12 protein-coding genes are annotated in these 14,428 nt (G+C 62.1%); 7 read left to right on the top strand and 5 right to left on the bottom strand.

What is annotated here, in order from left to right; genetic code table 11:
* Both ACORLH_RS04085 and ACORLH_RS04080 read right to left on the bottom strand, forming a co-directional pair.
* Positions 1–528 (bottom strand): TRAP transporter small permease, encoded by a 528-nt coding sequence (locus tag ACORLH_RS04085; RefSeq protein WP_321831334.1) that lies wholly within the window; start codon positions 526–528, stop codon positions 1–3.
* A gap of 82 nt (positions 529–610) precedes the next feature.
* The gene (locus tag ACORLH_RS04080; protein ID WP_321831333.1) at positions 611–1,576 is read right to left on the bottom strand and encodes a TRAP transporter substrate-binding protein; all 966 of its coding nucleotides are present in this window, start codon (positions 1,574–1,576) and stop codon (positions 611–613) included.
* A gap of 185 nt (positions 1,577–1,761) precedes the next feature.
* Here ACORLH_RS04080 and ACORLH_RS04075 point away from each other — a divergent pair, with 185 nt between their 5' ends.
* From ACORLH_RS04075 to ACORLH_RS04050, 6 genes are all read left to right on the top strand, one after another.
* Positions 1,762–2,514: a 5-oxoprolinase subunit B family protein gene (locus ACORLH_RS04075; protein ID WP_321831332.1), complete on the top strand. Its 753-nt coding sequence runs from the start codon at positions 1,762–1,764 to the stop codon at positions 2,512–2,514.
* Positions 2,511–3,539, top strand: coding sequence for a biotin-dependent carboxyltransferase family protein (locus ACORLH_RS04070; protein WP_321831331.1), 1,029 nt, complete (start codon positions 2,511–2,513; stop codon positions 3,537–3,539). Before ACORLH_RS04075 ends, ACORLH_RS04070 begins: the two co-directional genes overlap by 4 nt.
* A 95-nt stretch (positions 3,540–3,634) precedes the next feature.
* Positions 3,635–4,369 (top strand): glycosyltransferase, encoded by a 735-nt coding sequence (locus tag ACORLH_RS04065; protein WP_321831330.1) that lies wholly within the window; start codon positions 3,635–3,637, stop codon positions 4,367–4,369.
* A gap of 9 nt (positions 4,370–4,378) precedes the next feature.
* A complete protein-coding gene (locus tag ACORLH_RS04060; RefSeq protein ID WP_321831329.1) occupies positions 4,379–5,749 on the top strand; it encodes an LssY C-terminal domain-containing protein in 1,371 nt (456 codons plus the stop codon).
* A complete protein-coding gene (locus ACORLH_RS04055) occupies positions 5,750–6,424 on the top strand; it encodes a response regulator transcription factor (protein WP_321831328.1) in 675 nt (224 codons plus the stop codon).
* Complete coding sequence (locus ACORLH_RS04050) at positions 6,408–7,802, top strand: ATP-binding protein (RefSeq protein ID WP_321831327.1); 1,395 nt, start codon at positions 6,408–6,410, stop codon at positions 7,800–7,802. The genes ACORLH_RS04055 and ACORLH_RS04050 overlap by 17 nt, the downstream gene beginning before the upstream one ends.
* On the opposite strand, the gene ACORLH_RS04045 is transcribed toward ACORLH_RS04050, so the two are convergent.
* Positions 7,766–9,193 carry a hypothetical protein gene (locus tag ACORLH_RS04045; RefSeq protein ID WP_321831326.1) on the bottom strand — a complete coding sequence of 476 codons (1,428 nt, stop codon included), beginning with the start codon at positions 9,191–9,193 and terminating at the stop codon, positions 7,766–7,768. The genes ACORLH_RS04050 and ACORLH_RS04045 overlap by 37 nt on opposite strands.
* Positions 9,194–9,685: 492 nt before the next feature.
* Between ACORLH_RS04045 and ACORLH_RS04040 the strand changes: the two genes are divergently transcribed.
* Positions 9,686–11,359, top strand: coding sequence for a hypothetical protein (locus ACORLH_RS04040; protein ID WP_321831325.1), 1,674 nt, complete (start codon positions 9,686–9,688; stop codon positions 11,357–11,359).
* Between the two features lie 66 nt (positions 11,360–11,425).
* Here ACORLH_RS04040 and ACORLH_RS04035 read toward each other — a convergent pair whose 3' ends face one another.
* Entirely contained in the window at positions 11,426–13,189 is a 1,764-nt protein-coding gene (locus tag ACORLH_RS04035) for a hypothetical protein (protein WP_321831323.1), read from the bottom strand.
* A gap of 1 nt (position 13,190) precedes the next feature.
* Positions 13,191–14,303, bottom strand: coding sequence for a hypothetical protein (locus tag ACORLH_RS04030; protein WP_321831322.1), 1,113 nt, complete (start codon positions 14,301–14,303; stop codon positions 13,191–13,193).
* Between the last annotated feature and the right edge of the window lie 125 nt (positions 14,304–14,428).

Raw genomic sequence — 14,428 nt, 5'->3', positions numbered from 1 at the left:
TTACTCCGACCCTTCATCCGCCAGGATGGGTTTGCGCGCAATCAGCGCCTCAACAAAGGTATCCACCAGCGCAACGGTCAGCAGGCCCAGGCCCCCAACCATCGACAGCTGCGGGATCCACAGAGGGATCGCAACGATACCTGTCGACATATCCCCGTAGTGCCAGCTCTCCCACAGGAGGGAGCCGGCGAAATAAGTGGCATAGCCCGACATGGCCGCCCCCAGCGCCAGCGTCGTCAGCTCCAACAGCCAGCGCGGCCCTTGGCTGAGACGTTGGATCAGCAGGTTGACCCGGATGTGGCCGCCCAGACGCAGGGTGTAGGACAGCGCCATGAAGCTGGCAGTGGCCAGCGCAAAGCCAGCAAAATCCGCATAAGATGGAATAGTGAATGAGAGATCAGGCCCGCCGATACGCGCCAGAATGTTCAGGCTGACCTGCGCGGTGACGATCACGCAGATGAATAGGATCGACAGCGCGGCAATCCAGCCTGCCGTCAGATAAAGCCCGTCTAAAAATCGCCGCAGCATGGCGCCTCCTCCCTCGGGGGCTGTCCCCCATGTGTACAAAAACGCCCCGACCGCAGGATCGGGGCGTTCTCAGATGTCAGGATCAGTTGGCCTGGTAGCCGTTCAGAACCTCAATGGCGTCTTCGCTGGCGTTTTCCATCCAGTTGTTCACCATCTCTGCGCCGATCGACAGCAGACCGTTCATCAGCTCATCGGACGGCTGAACCACGGTGATGCCGTTGTCAGCCATAACTTTGGTTTTGGTTTCAGCTTCGGCGGCCGACATTTCCCAACCGCGGGCTTCGGCTTTGGCAGCGGCTTCCATCACAGCCGCCTGAACGTCCGCCGGCAGGCGGTCAAATACACGGGTGTTCACAACCACGATGTTTTTCGGAACCCATGCGTTGATCGGGGTGTAGTGGGTGACAAAGTCCCAGGCCTTGGAGTTGGCGCCGGTGGAGGGCGAGGTGATCATCGCCTGAACCTGACCGGTAGCAAAGGCCTGCGGGATGTTTGAGGCTTCGATCTGAACCGGGGCCGCTTTGGCCAGAGTTGCGAACTCTTCCAGTGCGGCGTTGTAGGCGCGGAACCGCAGACCTGCCAGATCATCAACGGTTTTCACTTCGCCGTTGGTGTAAAGACCCTGCGCCGGCCACGGCACCGAGAACAGCGGCTTCAGGCCTTCTTTGGCCATCAGCTTTTCGATAACTGGCTTCTGAGCGGCCCACAGTTTGGCGGCATCGTCATAGGAGGTCGCAACAAACGGCTGGCTGTCTACACCGTAGGCCAGATCTTCGTTCGACAGGCGCGACAGGAAGAATTCACCGATTGGCACCTGACGCGAACGCACGGCGTTTTTGATCTCAGGGTGCGGGAACAGCGAACCAGCCGAGTGGATGGTGATTTCCAGCGCGCCATCGGTGGCCGCAGCAACGTCGGCCGCGAACTCACGGATGTTGACGGTGTGGAAGGTGCTGTCGCCATAGGGCGTCGGCATGTCCCAGGTCTCGGCGGTTGCGGCACCGGCCAGGCCCAGACCCAGCGCGAAGGTTGCAGCAAGTTTAAACATGGTTGTTTCTCCTGAGCCCGACGGTCGGGCTTCACTGTTGGAAGTAATTTTTCGGCATTACGTTGACAAAATGTCAGTAAAATGAAAATCTGGTCAAGAGTTTTCTGCACGCCCCCCTGCTTTAACAGCTATATTCGCCCTGTTTTTGTCCTGTCCCCTCCATGTCCCTGCAAGGATCGCCACGCATGATACAGCAACATAGCACGCCAGCCCCCGAAGTGTTGCCGCTGGGCCAAGACGGTGTGCTGGTGCGATTCGCCAAGCAGGCCTCGTTCGAGGCCACGGCCGCCTGCCTTGCCTTTCAGCGTGTGGTTGAGGATGCAAGCCTGCCCGGGTTGACGGATGTTGTGCCCTCATTGATCTCAGTCTTGTTGCAATTTGACCCGGCCCGGACGGATCGGGCCGCAGTAACCGCAGCAACATCAGCGCTGCTCGACGGGCGCGACTGGCTGCATGATCCGCTGCCTGCGCCAAAACGGTGCTGGCACATTCCCGTGGCTTTTGGCGGGCAGTTCGGCCCGCAGCTCACGGATTTCGCATCGGTCAGCGGGCTGAGCGAAGACACCATTGTTGCCGAGGCTCAGGAGACCGAACTGCGGGTTCTGGCCATCGGTTTTGCACCGGGCCAACCCTATCTGGGCTATCTGCCCGAGGGCTGGCAGGTGCCACGCCAAAGCAGCCTGACACCGCGGGTGCCCGCGGGGGCCATTGCCACCGCCATTCGTCAGATGGTGTTGTTTACCAGCGCCTTAACCACCGGCTGGCGGCAGATCGCGGAAACCGGATTTCGCCCGTTTCTGCAGGAACGGAGCGAATCCTTTCTGCTGCGGCAAGGGGATGCGATGCGGCTACATCAGGTCAGCCATGACGCCTACCGCGATCTGTTGAAAGACAATGCCGAGGGTCTGGGCGGCGCGCGCTGTGAGGTGCTGTCATGAGTGCGGAACTGATCATTCACCGGGCAGGACCTGCGCTTTCGGTTCAGGATCTGGGACGGCCCGGCCATATGGCACAGGGCATCGCCACCGGCGGCGCGGCCGATCGGCTGGCGCTGATGGAGGCGGCGGCGCTGCTGCAATCCCCCAAGGTGCTGCCCGCGATTGAGATGGCAGGCCTCGGCGGCACCTTTAGCGTGACCGCCCCCAGCCGCGTTGCCCTGACCGGCGCCCCGATGCGCGCCACTTTGGACGGTGAACCATTGGGTTGGAATGAAAGCCACCTGCTGCAAGCCGGCGACCGGCTGGAGATCGGCGGCGTCAGCGAAGGGGTCTATGGCTACGTGACCTTTGCAGCGGCCATTGACCTGCCTCAGTGGCTGGGCAGTGTCGCAACCCAAGCAGGGCTGGGGATTGGCCAATTGCTGGCAGAGGGCGACACCCTGCCCCTAACGGATGACCCCGATCCTGAGGAGCCGCCACGCCGTTTGCCAAAACCAGACAGGTTCAAAGGCGGCATTCTGCGGATGATGCCCGGACCACAGACCGGCCTGTTCAGCGCAGAGACGCTGCAACGGGCGCTGGCCACACAATTCACCCGGGACGCTGCCGCCAACCGCCAAGGTGTGCGGCTGAACCACGATGATGCCCCCTTCCCCGCCGATGAAGCGGCCTCGCTAGGGTCTGATTTCATCACCCAGGGGGATGTGCAGATGACCGGCGACGGGGTGCCCTATGTGTTGATGGCGGATTGCCAGACCATGGGTGGCTATCCGCGATTGGGATCTGTGATACCGGACGATCTGCCAATGCTGGCGCAGGCACCGCTGGGCGCGCCGATTCAGCTTGAGTTGTTGTCGCAGGAGGATGCGGATGCGCTGTGGCAGCAGGACAGCGCCCGCCTTGCCGCGTTGCGCAGCAAGGCTGAGGTCAAGATCCGCGATCCCCACCAAATCCGGGATCTGCTGAGTTATCAGTTGATTAGCGGCGTGACAGCCGGTGACGATCTGGATCGCGACGACGCATAACATCCCCAGACCCGCCGCTTGGCGGGTCTTTTTCATGCTCTTCAGTTTGCCTTCAGCTTTGCGCGTGACAACCGCGCAAACACTGGAGAATCAACATGAGCACCCCAACCCTTTCTATCGTGATCATCACCCTGAATGAGGCCCAGCGCCTGCCGCGTCTGCTGGATGATCTGGCCGCGCAAAGTTTTCAGGATTTTGAAATCATTCACGTGGACAGCAACAGCGACGATGACACTGTTGCCCTGTCCCACGCGGCCGCATCGCGGTTTGCGCAGTACCGCGTCATTGAAATGCAGACCCGTGGCGTCAGCCTAGGCCGCAACACCGGCGCCGCGGCCGCGCAGGGGGATAGGCTGCTATTTCTGGATGCGGACACACGTCTAGATCCCGCGTTCCTGGCAAAAAGCCTAGCCGAACTGGATCGCCGCCAGTTGGACGTTGGCGTGGTTTGCATGGATACAGCAGGTCTGCCGCGGCGGCTGGCGCTGGGCTATGGCGTCTTCAACCTGGGCATTCGCATCACCCTGCCCTTTTTCCCGACCGCCATCGGCGCCTGCCTGTTTTCCACCCCGGCCGTGCATCAGCGCATTGGTGGATTTGATGAGGGTCTGAGCCTTTGTGAGGATTGCAATTACGTTCTGAAAGCCGCGGAAGGCAAACGCACCACCTTGGGCATTCTGCGTGCACGATTTGGCTTTGATCCCCGCCGGCTGGATCAGGATGGCACCCTGCGCACCGGCCTGACCTATCTGCGCGCCAATCTGCGGCGGTTCTTCCGTGGTGAGATGTACAAAAACGAAATCCCCTACGCCTTTGGCCACTACAAGTGAGGCGGGACCATGTGGGACACACTCTCTCTATCCCTCGTTGGGCTGCCCAGCGCCTGGACGTACATCACCCTCGCAACCATCGCCTTTCTGGACACGCAGATCGGCATCGGCTTCTTCGTTTTTGGCGAGGTTGCCTTCCTCGCGGCAGGGGCGATCGGTGCGGCGACCGGTCAATGGGATCTGATCGCGCTGGTGCTGCTCAGCGCCTGGCTGGGGGATATGGCCAGCTTCATTCTGGGTCAGCGTCTGGGGCCGCGCGCCCTCCTGCGTGTGATGCGGCGGCAAAAACACCGGCGCGCCTTGCGGCGGGCACGGCATATGCTGGGCACACATGGCGCCAAGTTTGTGGTGATCTCACGCCTTCTGGGCCCGGTTGCCTGGATCACCCCGTTTCTGGCGGGCAGTCTGGGCCTGTCCCGCCTGCGCTTTGGGGCGGCGGCGGCGCTGGGCGTCACACTAGGGGCCGGTCAGTTCCTGCTGCTGGGGGCCTTGGGCGCAACCTACAGCCAGGTCTTCGGCGCGGTTTGGGCCTGGATCACGCTGTGGATCCTGCCGCATTGGGTGCCGGTGATGCTGCTCATGGCCTTTGCCCTGCTATGCTGGCGCATTTGGCGGTCTGACCGATCACATGGGCGGCGGCTGTGTCTGGCCGCACTGGCGGCGGGGGCCTTATTCCTTAGCAGCAACATGGTCTATTTCTTTGCCAGCAACGCCCATGCCCAGCCTGAGCCACAGCCCAGCGCCACCCATCAATCGCTGTGCGAGCTTGGCCAGCAGCCCCTGCTGGCGCGCCCGGGGGAGACCCCATTGCACCTGCCACAACCGGTGAACATTGCGATGATCGGCGATCTGACCCCTGAGGCGCTGATGGAGCAACTGGGCTGGCAGCGAAACATGACCTTTTCACGCAATTCCATCGGGATCCTGACCTACATCAAGCTGCTGCTGGCCGGCACGCCCCCCGTGTCCGAGCTTTACCTGAACGGTCAACCCGCACGATCCGCGTTTCAGATGCCCGGCACGCTAAGCGAACGGCTGCACATCCGCTGGTGGCCCGCAGGACAGGTTGATGGCAAGCCGCTGTACCTTGGCGCGATCAGCCGGGATGAAGAGATCGCGATCAAATACTATCGCCATATCCCTGCGCTGCTGCACGACATCGACCCCGATGTAGATGCCGCCCGCGCCACGCTGGCCCAGCAGATCGCCGCCCTGCCTGTGGCGCCTGATCTACATCTGGAGCCGCTGCAGCCTGCCGGAAAATTTCGCGATTACAAAACTGACGGTAAGCTGCTGATTGTGGCCGAAGCCTCAGCTGACGTAGACTTGGCACAGCTGACATGTGCCGGGGCACCAATGCCAACAGCGGGGCTAAGTTAAATGCGTGTATTGCTGGTCGAAGACGATGCGCTGATCGCGGACGCGATAGAGGTCACCCTCAGCCGCGAAGGCTTCCATGTGGATTGGGTGGCCGACGGGCTGAGCGCCGAGGAGGCATTGGCCAGCTCGGCCTTTGATCTGGTGCTGCTGGATTTGGGTCTGCCCGGTCAGGACGGCATCACCCTTTTGCGCTGGCTGCGCGGTCAGGGCGGGCATAACGCACAAGGCAAACAGATCCCGGTAATTATTCTGACCGCGCGGGAAGCGGTGGAAAACCGGATTGAGGGGCTGGATCTGGGGGCGGATGACTACATGGTGAAACCCTTCGACATGCAGGAGCTGATGGCCCGCGCCCGCGCCATGATCCGCCGTGCGAACGGCCGCGCCGTTCCCGCACTGGAAAGTGGCGATATCATCTTGGACCCCGCCGCCCGCACCTTACGCAAAGACAACACATTGATCGACCTGCCGCCGCTGGCGTTTCAAGTGTTGCAGGTGCTGTTGGAGAGGCGTGGCCGCGTGGTGTCCAAAGACGACCTGGCCCAGGTGCTTTATGGCTGGGACGATGGCGCCGAAAGCAACACCGTAGAGGTTTACATTTCCCAGATCCGCCGCCGCCTCGGCACAGATCTGATCCGCACCATTCGGGGTATCGGCTATGTCATCGACCAGTAACACAACGGCCGCCCGTCTCTGGGCGAAGCTGCGCCGCCCGTTCAGCCAGCCGCGCACCTCCATACGGTCCCGCATCCAATGGCGGTTGATCCCTCTGGTTCTGATGATCTGGATCGCAGCAAGCATCGCGATCGTGATCAACGCCCGGCTGGAGCTGAACGCCAGTTTCGACGCACAGGCCCAGCTGATGGCCACCGCCCTTGCCCGCGTGGACAATGAACAAATCGCCCTGCGCAGTCTGGATTGGGATCCGGATCATTACCGCGATGGCTACCTTTTGCGGGTGACGGATGCCAATGGGGCCGTGCTGTTTGACAGCCACCCGGAAACCCGCCCCTTTAGCGAAGAGGAACGGCAAAAGGCCGACGCCGAAACCGACGATGCGGAATGGCAGATCAGCCATTTCTGGACCAGCGGCGGCCGGGAGATCCTGATCGCCCGGCATGAGAACAGCGCCGATGATCTGTTGGGCGCAATTGCTCTGGCCGCGATCCTGCCGCTTGGGTTTGTTTTTGCAGCATCGGTCATTGCGCCATTGGTCGTAGTGCGCTCAGGCCTGCGCCCCCTCACCCGGCTGTCACGCGATCTGCGCCAACGCGCGCCCACGCAGCTGCAACCGCTGGAAGATGCCGAAGCCCCGGATGAGCTGCGGCCGATCCTGACCTCGCTAAACAACCTGTTTCAACGTATTGAGGCCTTCTTGTCGCGCGAACGTCAATTTGTCGATGACGCCGCGCATGAGCTGCGCACGCCGCTGACCGCCATCAAAGCCCAGTGCCAAGCGATTGACGCAACCCAGTTGGATCCGGACAGCAAGCGCCGGTTTGAGAACATCCTGACCGGTGTGGACCGGGCCGCAAACCTGGCCAACCGCCTGCTGGATCAGGCCCGGGCCGAGCAGCCACAACTTGGCGCTCCGCCTGACCTCAGCCGCTGCGATGTGGATGTTGTGCTGCGCCGCAGTGTTGCAGACCTCTACCCGATGGCCGAAGCGCGCGGTCGGCACATCACCCTTTCCGCAGATCACCCGGTCCCGGTGATCTGCCGCGCTGAGGATGTGGCAGATATCCTGCGCAACCTCATCGAAAACGCCGTGAAATATGGCGGCTCTGACATCCAGGTGGCCCTGACCGCGGAGAAGATCACCGTCTCTGACAACGGTCCCGGCATCCCGGTTGAAGCGCAAGAGAAAGTGTTTGAACGGTTCTACCGCGGTGCTGAAACCTCGGCGGAAGACGGCACCGGTCTGGGGCTGTCCATTGCCGCAGCATTGGCCCGGCGCAATGGAATGCAGCTGAACGTCACCTCAATGGAAGGTGGAACAGGCACGCAGTTCAACCTTTATTTCCCAAAAGGCCCTAACGTGGCGGGCGTCTGAGCATGAAGCAGGCGACAGACCTCAACAAAGGTCTGGGCACCACGTAGCTGATCGCCCTCCACCATCGGCAGGACGGGCAGGCGGCGGATGGTTTCGGCCACAGCGTCATGGGCGCACTGGGCCGGCAGCTGCAAGGCCTCAACCGGGTCTGAAATCCGCAGCGCGTCATCACCAAATCCCCGGTCCTGAAGGGCGGCCCGCAGCTCCACCCAAATGGGCAGCAGCTGCTGCAGATCATCCTCCTGCGCCAGATCTGGCAGTTGATCACCAAAGCCCCCAACTGTGGCGAAGGCTTGAGGTCCGGCGCAGGAGCTGGGGGCTTCCGCCCGGCCAGCATATTCGGTCAGGAAGGCCTCCACACTGCCCCAACGTGGGGAAACAGTGGGCGCCTCTTGTGGTGCAGCGCTGGACAGCCACGGCTCAAAACACGCCACCTCAAGGTCCAGACAGTCCAGCACATGTGTCATCGGGCTGACCAGAACCACAGCCTCCGCGCCAGCTTGGCCAGCGTCATCCATGGCAAACTGCACCCCGATGCCGGCCTGTTCCGGCCCCGCAGCCCAAAGCGCCCCTTGGTGGCCCGCACCGGCAGCGGCATTGCGATCAAGCGGGCGCAGCCGCACAGCGCGAACATCGCGCATCTCAACCTGATCCGGGGCCACCTCATAGGCGACACGGTAGATCCCTGCACCCTCCACAATCGCCTGCGTCTGGGTCGTGCCGCGCCCGGCACGATAGACGCGTTCCCCCAGACGGGCGGTCCGCACAGAGCTGACCGGTTGGAAGCTGCCAAACTGCAACGGCAACCAGCTTTGCCCCGGCAAAAGCGCGGCAAACGCCGCATCGCCATCTGTGCCACGTGTCCATCGCTCAAGGCTCGCCACCTGGTCGGCGCGGCTGATATCTGTATCGGCAAGGCCGGGATGCAGGATCACGTCACCAAATCGACCGGTCGCACCCACCAACACCTGCCAGGACGACAGCACCCCAACCAGACGGCTTTGGCGATCGACAACCAGCAATCCTGCGGTTCCCGTGGCCCCACTCAACCGCCCCAGTGACGCGCCCCCCATCACCTGCGGCAGGGGCTGACCATTGGGGGCCTCTGGCCGGCGGGTTTCACATGCTGAAACGGGGGCAGCAGTGATAACGTCTACCGGGACACCTGCAATCTCAGATGGGAGGTCGGACCGGTCAAAATCACAGCCAGCTTGCCCCGTCGCAACAAACAGCCGAACCACAACCTCCCCTGCCCGGGTGGCACCTTCAGCGCGCAACCCAACGTCGGCACCGCGAAAAAACGCAGCCTTGCCGTAGGTTCGCACAAGGGTGTCGCGCGCCACGTCCAACTGTGTGTCAGAGAAACGAAGGATAGGGTCAGGCGTCGGCATTGTCGTGTCCTTTGACTTGCGAAAAACCGCCCGATCCCTTGGGAGGATAAAAGATCGGGCGCAGTCACCGGTCGCCATCGCGGGCGGGTCCGAGGGGTCAGAAAAGGTCAGGTGGCGCACCACCCGCTGTGAAGCCACAGAACACTCGTCACGTGCACAGGGCGAAACGATCAGGTGAACGCCAATACATTTGCTGTATGTGGTGGGGATAGTTCACGACCGTTTCGCCCGGTACAGCCCTTTGTCGCAGTGCAGCGTGAAGCCAGCGTGATCTATTCACGAAGTTTACCGCAAAAGCGTGATTTAGCGTCCGAATTTTGGCCGAAGCTCTAAAATTTTGACGTATATACAATGGGTTGAACGTGATCCAATTTTTCTAACCAAAGATTAAAATTTATGCTATCCTCACCTCTCTGCTGCAGAAAATTCGGGCCGTTTGAAGGGACTGTCACCTGACCGGTGAATGTTGGGGCCCAGGTGAAGGGTAATTAGATGCCTACATTGGACACGCCGCCTCGCGTCACGATCACTGTGCGCGGTCGCTTTGCCCTGCGGGCAGAGGACGGGCGTGATTTGACGCCGCCCTACCGTAAAGAACGCGCCATCCTTGCGCTGCTGGCGATGACACCAGAACGCCGTCTGTCACGTGCCTGGATCCAATCCATGCTGTGGTCGGAGAAACCACCTGAGAAAGCTTCCGCCAACCTGCGCCGCGCGCTGGCCAACCTGCGCGATTCACTGGCAGATGCGAAAGGCGTGATCGGGGCCAACCGGTTGGAGATTTGGCTGGAAGACGCCGTTGAGGTCGACACACGCCCGGATCTGGCCGGCACAGCCGAGTTGCTGGAATTGGTCGATGCACCGGACCCGGCCTTTGACGAATGGCTGCGGGATCTGCGCGCCGCAGATGAAGCCGCATTTGACAAAAAGCCCGGCAACACGCCGCAGGGGCAGCACACCGCAGAATTCGAAACGGCACAGGCAGCGGGATCAGGCGCCTCGCCCTTGGATCTCGGCCCGTCGCTCACCCCGCAAGGCAATACAATCATCGTGATCCGGCCCCTAGAACGCGGCACGGGCAATGAGGCATATTTCCTTGAGATGATGCTGATCGATACGCTGTCCGCCCGGCTGGAGGCTGAGGGCGCCGATGAGATTTATGCCGCGGTAGAACCGGATCCGGCGCGGCTGCAGCAGGCCGCCGCCGTTATCTATCTGGAGTTGACCTCCGTGGTGGATAGCGGGTGGTGGAACGTGCATCTGCGGGCCTTGGCCGATGTTGATCGGCGTTTCCTCTGGTCAGGGCGTTTGCGTGTCCCGATGGAGGTGTCGCGCCTTGCCGATGGCGCTGATATTCAGGCCTTTGCCTCACGCGCACTTTCACAGATTCTGCTGCGCTTTCGCTCAGTGCGCCTCACCGCGCAGTCGCCGTTGATTGCAATGCAACGCGCAGCCTCACGCCTTTATGTGTCTGACCTCGCCGAACTCAACAAAGCCGAAGATGAGTTGGTCAACCTCAGCTCTGGTGAAGGGGCAGCGGTTGCACTGGCCTGGCGGGCCTTCGCCCGTTTGGCCCGCTCGATGGAGTTTGCCGCCAATGACAGTGGCGTCGCTGCGGAGGCAGAAAGCCTTGCGGCCGAGGCCCTGGCCCTGCGGCCAGCAAATCCGCTGGTCTGTGCGCTGGGCGCCCGCATCGCGCTGGATCTGAACGGAGATATGGAGCGTGCCGATCATCTGGCCCGCGCCGCGTTGCGCAGCGATGATGGCAATCCCTATGCGCTGCAGGCGTCCTCCCGCGTGGCACTGTTGCAGGGGGATGTGGAGGCCGCGCACCACGCCGCGACCGAGGCACGCCGCGCCGCCGAAGGCCTGCCGCATGTTTTTGCCTGGGATATGGAGGTTTGTCTGACCGCCCTGGGCAAAGGTGACCTCAACACCGCGCTGTCAGCGGCAAAGGCGGCGCATCAGAACAACCCATCGCAACGCGCGGCCCTGCGCTATCTGGTCGCCCTGCGCCTGTTGGTTGGGGATCGCGACGGTGCGGAACAGGCCGCCCAGTTGCTGCGCCGCTATGAGCCGCAGTTTGAGTTTTCGCAGCTGCGCCAGTCGGACTATCCGATGCTGACCCTGCGCAACAGCGGCTTTGCGGATCAACTTGTGGTCTGATGTTTCAGGGATAGAAAGCGAAAGGCGTGGGAAATCCCACGCCTTTTACATTTTTACTACAGGTACTTAGGCCATGCTACCCGCCGCCAATGCCGCCGCAAGCGAGGTGCCCGCCGCGCGGTAGCGCTGCTGGCCACCATTGCCCAGAACCGCACGCCGTCCGAAGGGACCGATAGGGCGATGCGCCGGGTCTGCCCCCGTCGCCAGATCTTCCCACCGTTCGGGCGCGGTGCCATCCAGCGCGTTGCCGGAATACCAGCACTGCTTGGCACCACCCGCAGCCATCTGCCACTGCGCCCCGACCGAAGTGATCTGCGGCGCGGAATGTGCCGCCAACAGCGATCCGCTGCCCGCCCGCAGAACCAGCGCCCCGACAGGCGCGGCACTGTCATCCAGGAACGGCATCCCATTGGGATCACGCAATGGCCGCGCGCCATCCTCCAGCCAGCTGCGCCGGGACGGCGTTGCGGGATTGGCATCAAAGCCCATTTCATCGCGCAGGATCCAAACCTCAGCCTCCGGGCCGTTGGGCAGTTTGATCTGCCATAGACCAAAAGGTGCGGCGGCAAGACCACTCTGCCGGGTGGCGCTGGGGTTCAGGCTGATCCGGGTGCGCAGCAAGCCGCCGCCAATCTCCTGATGCCACACAGCCCCAATCGCCTTGCCGCTGTGCTTAAGGATGCCGAGGGCTTTCCGGTTGCGCTTCAGCTTCACCTTGCTGCCATCTGGCGCGATCAACCTGATCTTGGCCACGGGTCCGGGGTGGATCACCTCCAACGTGTTGAGGGAGTGATCGTCTGGCTGGATACGCCAACCCAGTTTCCGATCCGCTGGCAGGGTGGCATGCGCCTGATCCTGCAGATGGTTGCCCATCGGCACGACCAGCTGCACCTCAATGCCAAGGTCGCGATAGCTGGCAAGGGTTGCGTTCAGCTGTTCAACCAGCTGGTGTTCGGCGGCCATGCCTTCCTGCGGACCACCAAGGAACCCAAAGGCCAGCAACACCACCATACGGAAGGGATTGCCGTCACTGCGACTGGCAACCACCTGATCTACCAGCGCCCGCACGGCGCCATTCAGCACACCGCCCATCATGCCGCCGCTGAGATCACGCACCACATCCTGAGGCAGTTCCAGCCCATGCAGCCGTGCCGTATCAGACGCGGTGGAAAGCACCAGTTCGGTCATCGCCGTGCCATGCGCCATCGCGTTTGGCGGAAACAGCGGCCGCCCATAGGCCACCGGTGCATAAACGGAGGACGGCAGCAGGGCCGCCAACTGTTGGCGGTTTTCACGGTCACCAGCGCTCGTGTGCCCGCGGGCCACCATCGCTGTCAGCACGGCTGGATCAAGGATTTCCCCTGCCAGCAACTCACCCGATTTCAGAGTAAGCCCACCGAAGGAGGCAAAGCGGCTGGCACCATGGCTGTCCTGAAACGCCGAGTTCCAGAAGGCGATGCCAGCATCAATGATGCCGATTTCCTCAACGTTGTCTGGTGGCACCATGTCAGTGCGGGCGGCGGGCCAGACCGCTGGAGCAAAAGATGCACCCGCCGTTGCCGCTGCGTCCTCCCCCGCCAGCACGGCACCCGCCGCGGGATCTGCCCCCATCGCCGTCAATGCTGCGCCCAGACGATCCTGTTCCATCAGGGTCAGCAAGGGTTCCGGCAGGGATCCGACGGCCAAGGCACCCGTTTGCCCGGCGGACTGTTGTTGGTAGATCACCCGACTCACCCCCGCGCCGGGCGGCGCCAGCAGCGCGGACAGACCTGCGGGCAGCAGGTTGTCCGGCGCATGGCTCAGATCAGAGATATCATGAAAGCTCAGCATCTTAAGCACCCAGCTCCTGCGTGACCTTCACCATGGCAAAGGCCAGAACATCGGCGCGGTCTGCTGGTGGGTTTACGTTAATACCGCCGCGTTTGGCCGGTGCGCCGCTGAGCCACTCAACAGTTTGGGTTGAGGCCTGATGCGCAGCATGCGCCGACCAAACCCCGGTTTCGCCTGAGGCGGACCAGTGATCTTCAACCTCAGTGACCGTTGGGGCGGTTGCCGTCAGACCCAAACGATCGGCAAAGATCGGCGCCAGGGCGGCCGCCAGTTTGCGACCCATCCAGCCGTCATGTTCGTAATGAACCCCGGAAACCACCCGATTTTCCTCAATCCGAGCCGCGATCAGACGCAATTCCGTGCTGGCACAACCAAACATCATCGCCTCCATCGCGAAGGCCATCGCATAGGCTTCACTGGCGTGCCCGCTGGGACAGGCGGCATGGGCGGGGGTGCGAATGATCGGCGATGCGGCCGAAGTCAGTTCAATCGGGCGCGGCGTGTTTAGCAGGTGTTTGGCCTGCACAACGATCTTGCCAATCGCGGCTAGGACAGCATCCAGCACCGCCATGGTCATCGGGTGGCTGGACCGGGTCATCGGATAGGCCAGGCCCAGGAACGACAGGATGTCGGTCTGCTGTGTCACGATCTCACCCGCACGTTCACCGCGCAGCCACCGACGGTCCAGCACCGGCTGCAAGGCAGCTTTCGCCTTGTCCTTACCACCGCTTGCGCCGGGATCAGTTGGGAATGGGGTGGTCAGCTCACACAGTAGGGTTCCATTGTGCTTCACCGCCACCTTATCGGTTCCCGCCATCTCAACACTCAGTCCCTCGGCCAGTTTTTCGGTCATCATGATGTGGCGATGCAAGGGCTGCAGCCGACCCCAAGCCACCTCATCCGAGGCGCGCGGCACCTTGTGGCTGACACTGCTGTCCGGCGTACCCGGCAGGGTCAGCGCCACCGCATCCAATGCAAGGCTTAGCGCCAGTGAGCTGCCCTGCCCGGCATGTGCCAGCCCAGGGGCGCTCTGCGTTTGTTGGGTTTGCTGGGTCTGCTGCGTCTGTTGGGTTTGCTGTGTCTGTTGCGTCTGTTGTGTCTGGGCAAATGGCATAATGAACTCCCCTATTGTCTATATGAAACAACCTTAGCGAGGCCAAAGCCCGCCGTCGCCGATTATTTGACGGCAAAAACTCACGCTGAGTTCACGCGCCATACCGCAGCATGGGCGTGCCGCGA

Source organism: Thalassovita sp. (assembly GCF_963691685.1).
GTDB lineage: Bacteria > Pseudomonadota > Alphaproteobacteria > Rhodobacterales > Rhodobacteraceae > Thalassobius.
Note: the sequence above shows the minus strand (reverse complement) of the source record. Positions and strands in the feature narration are given on the sequence as shown.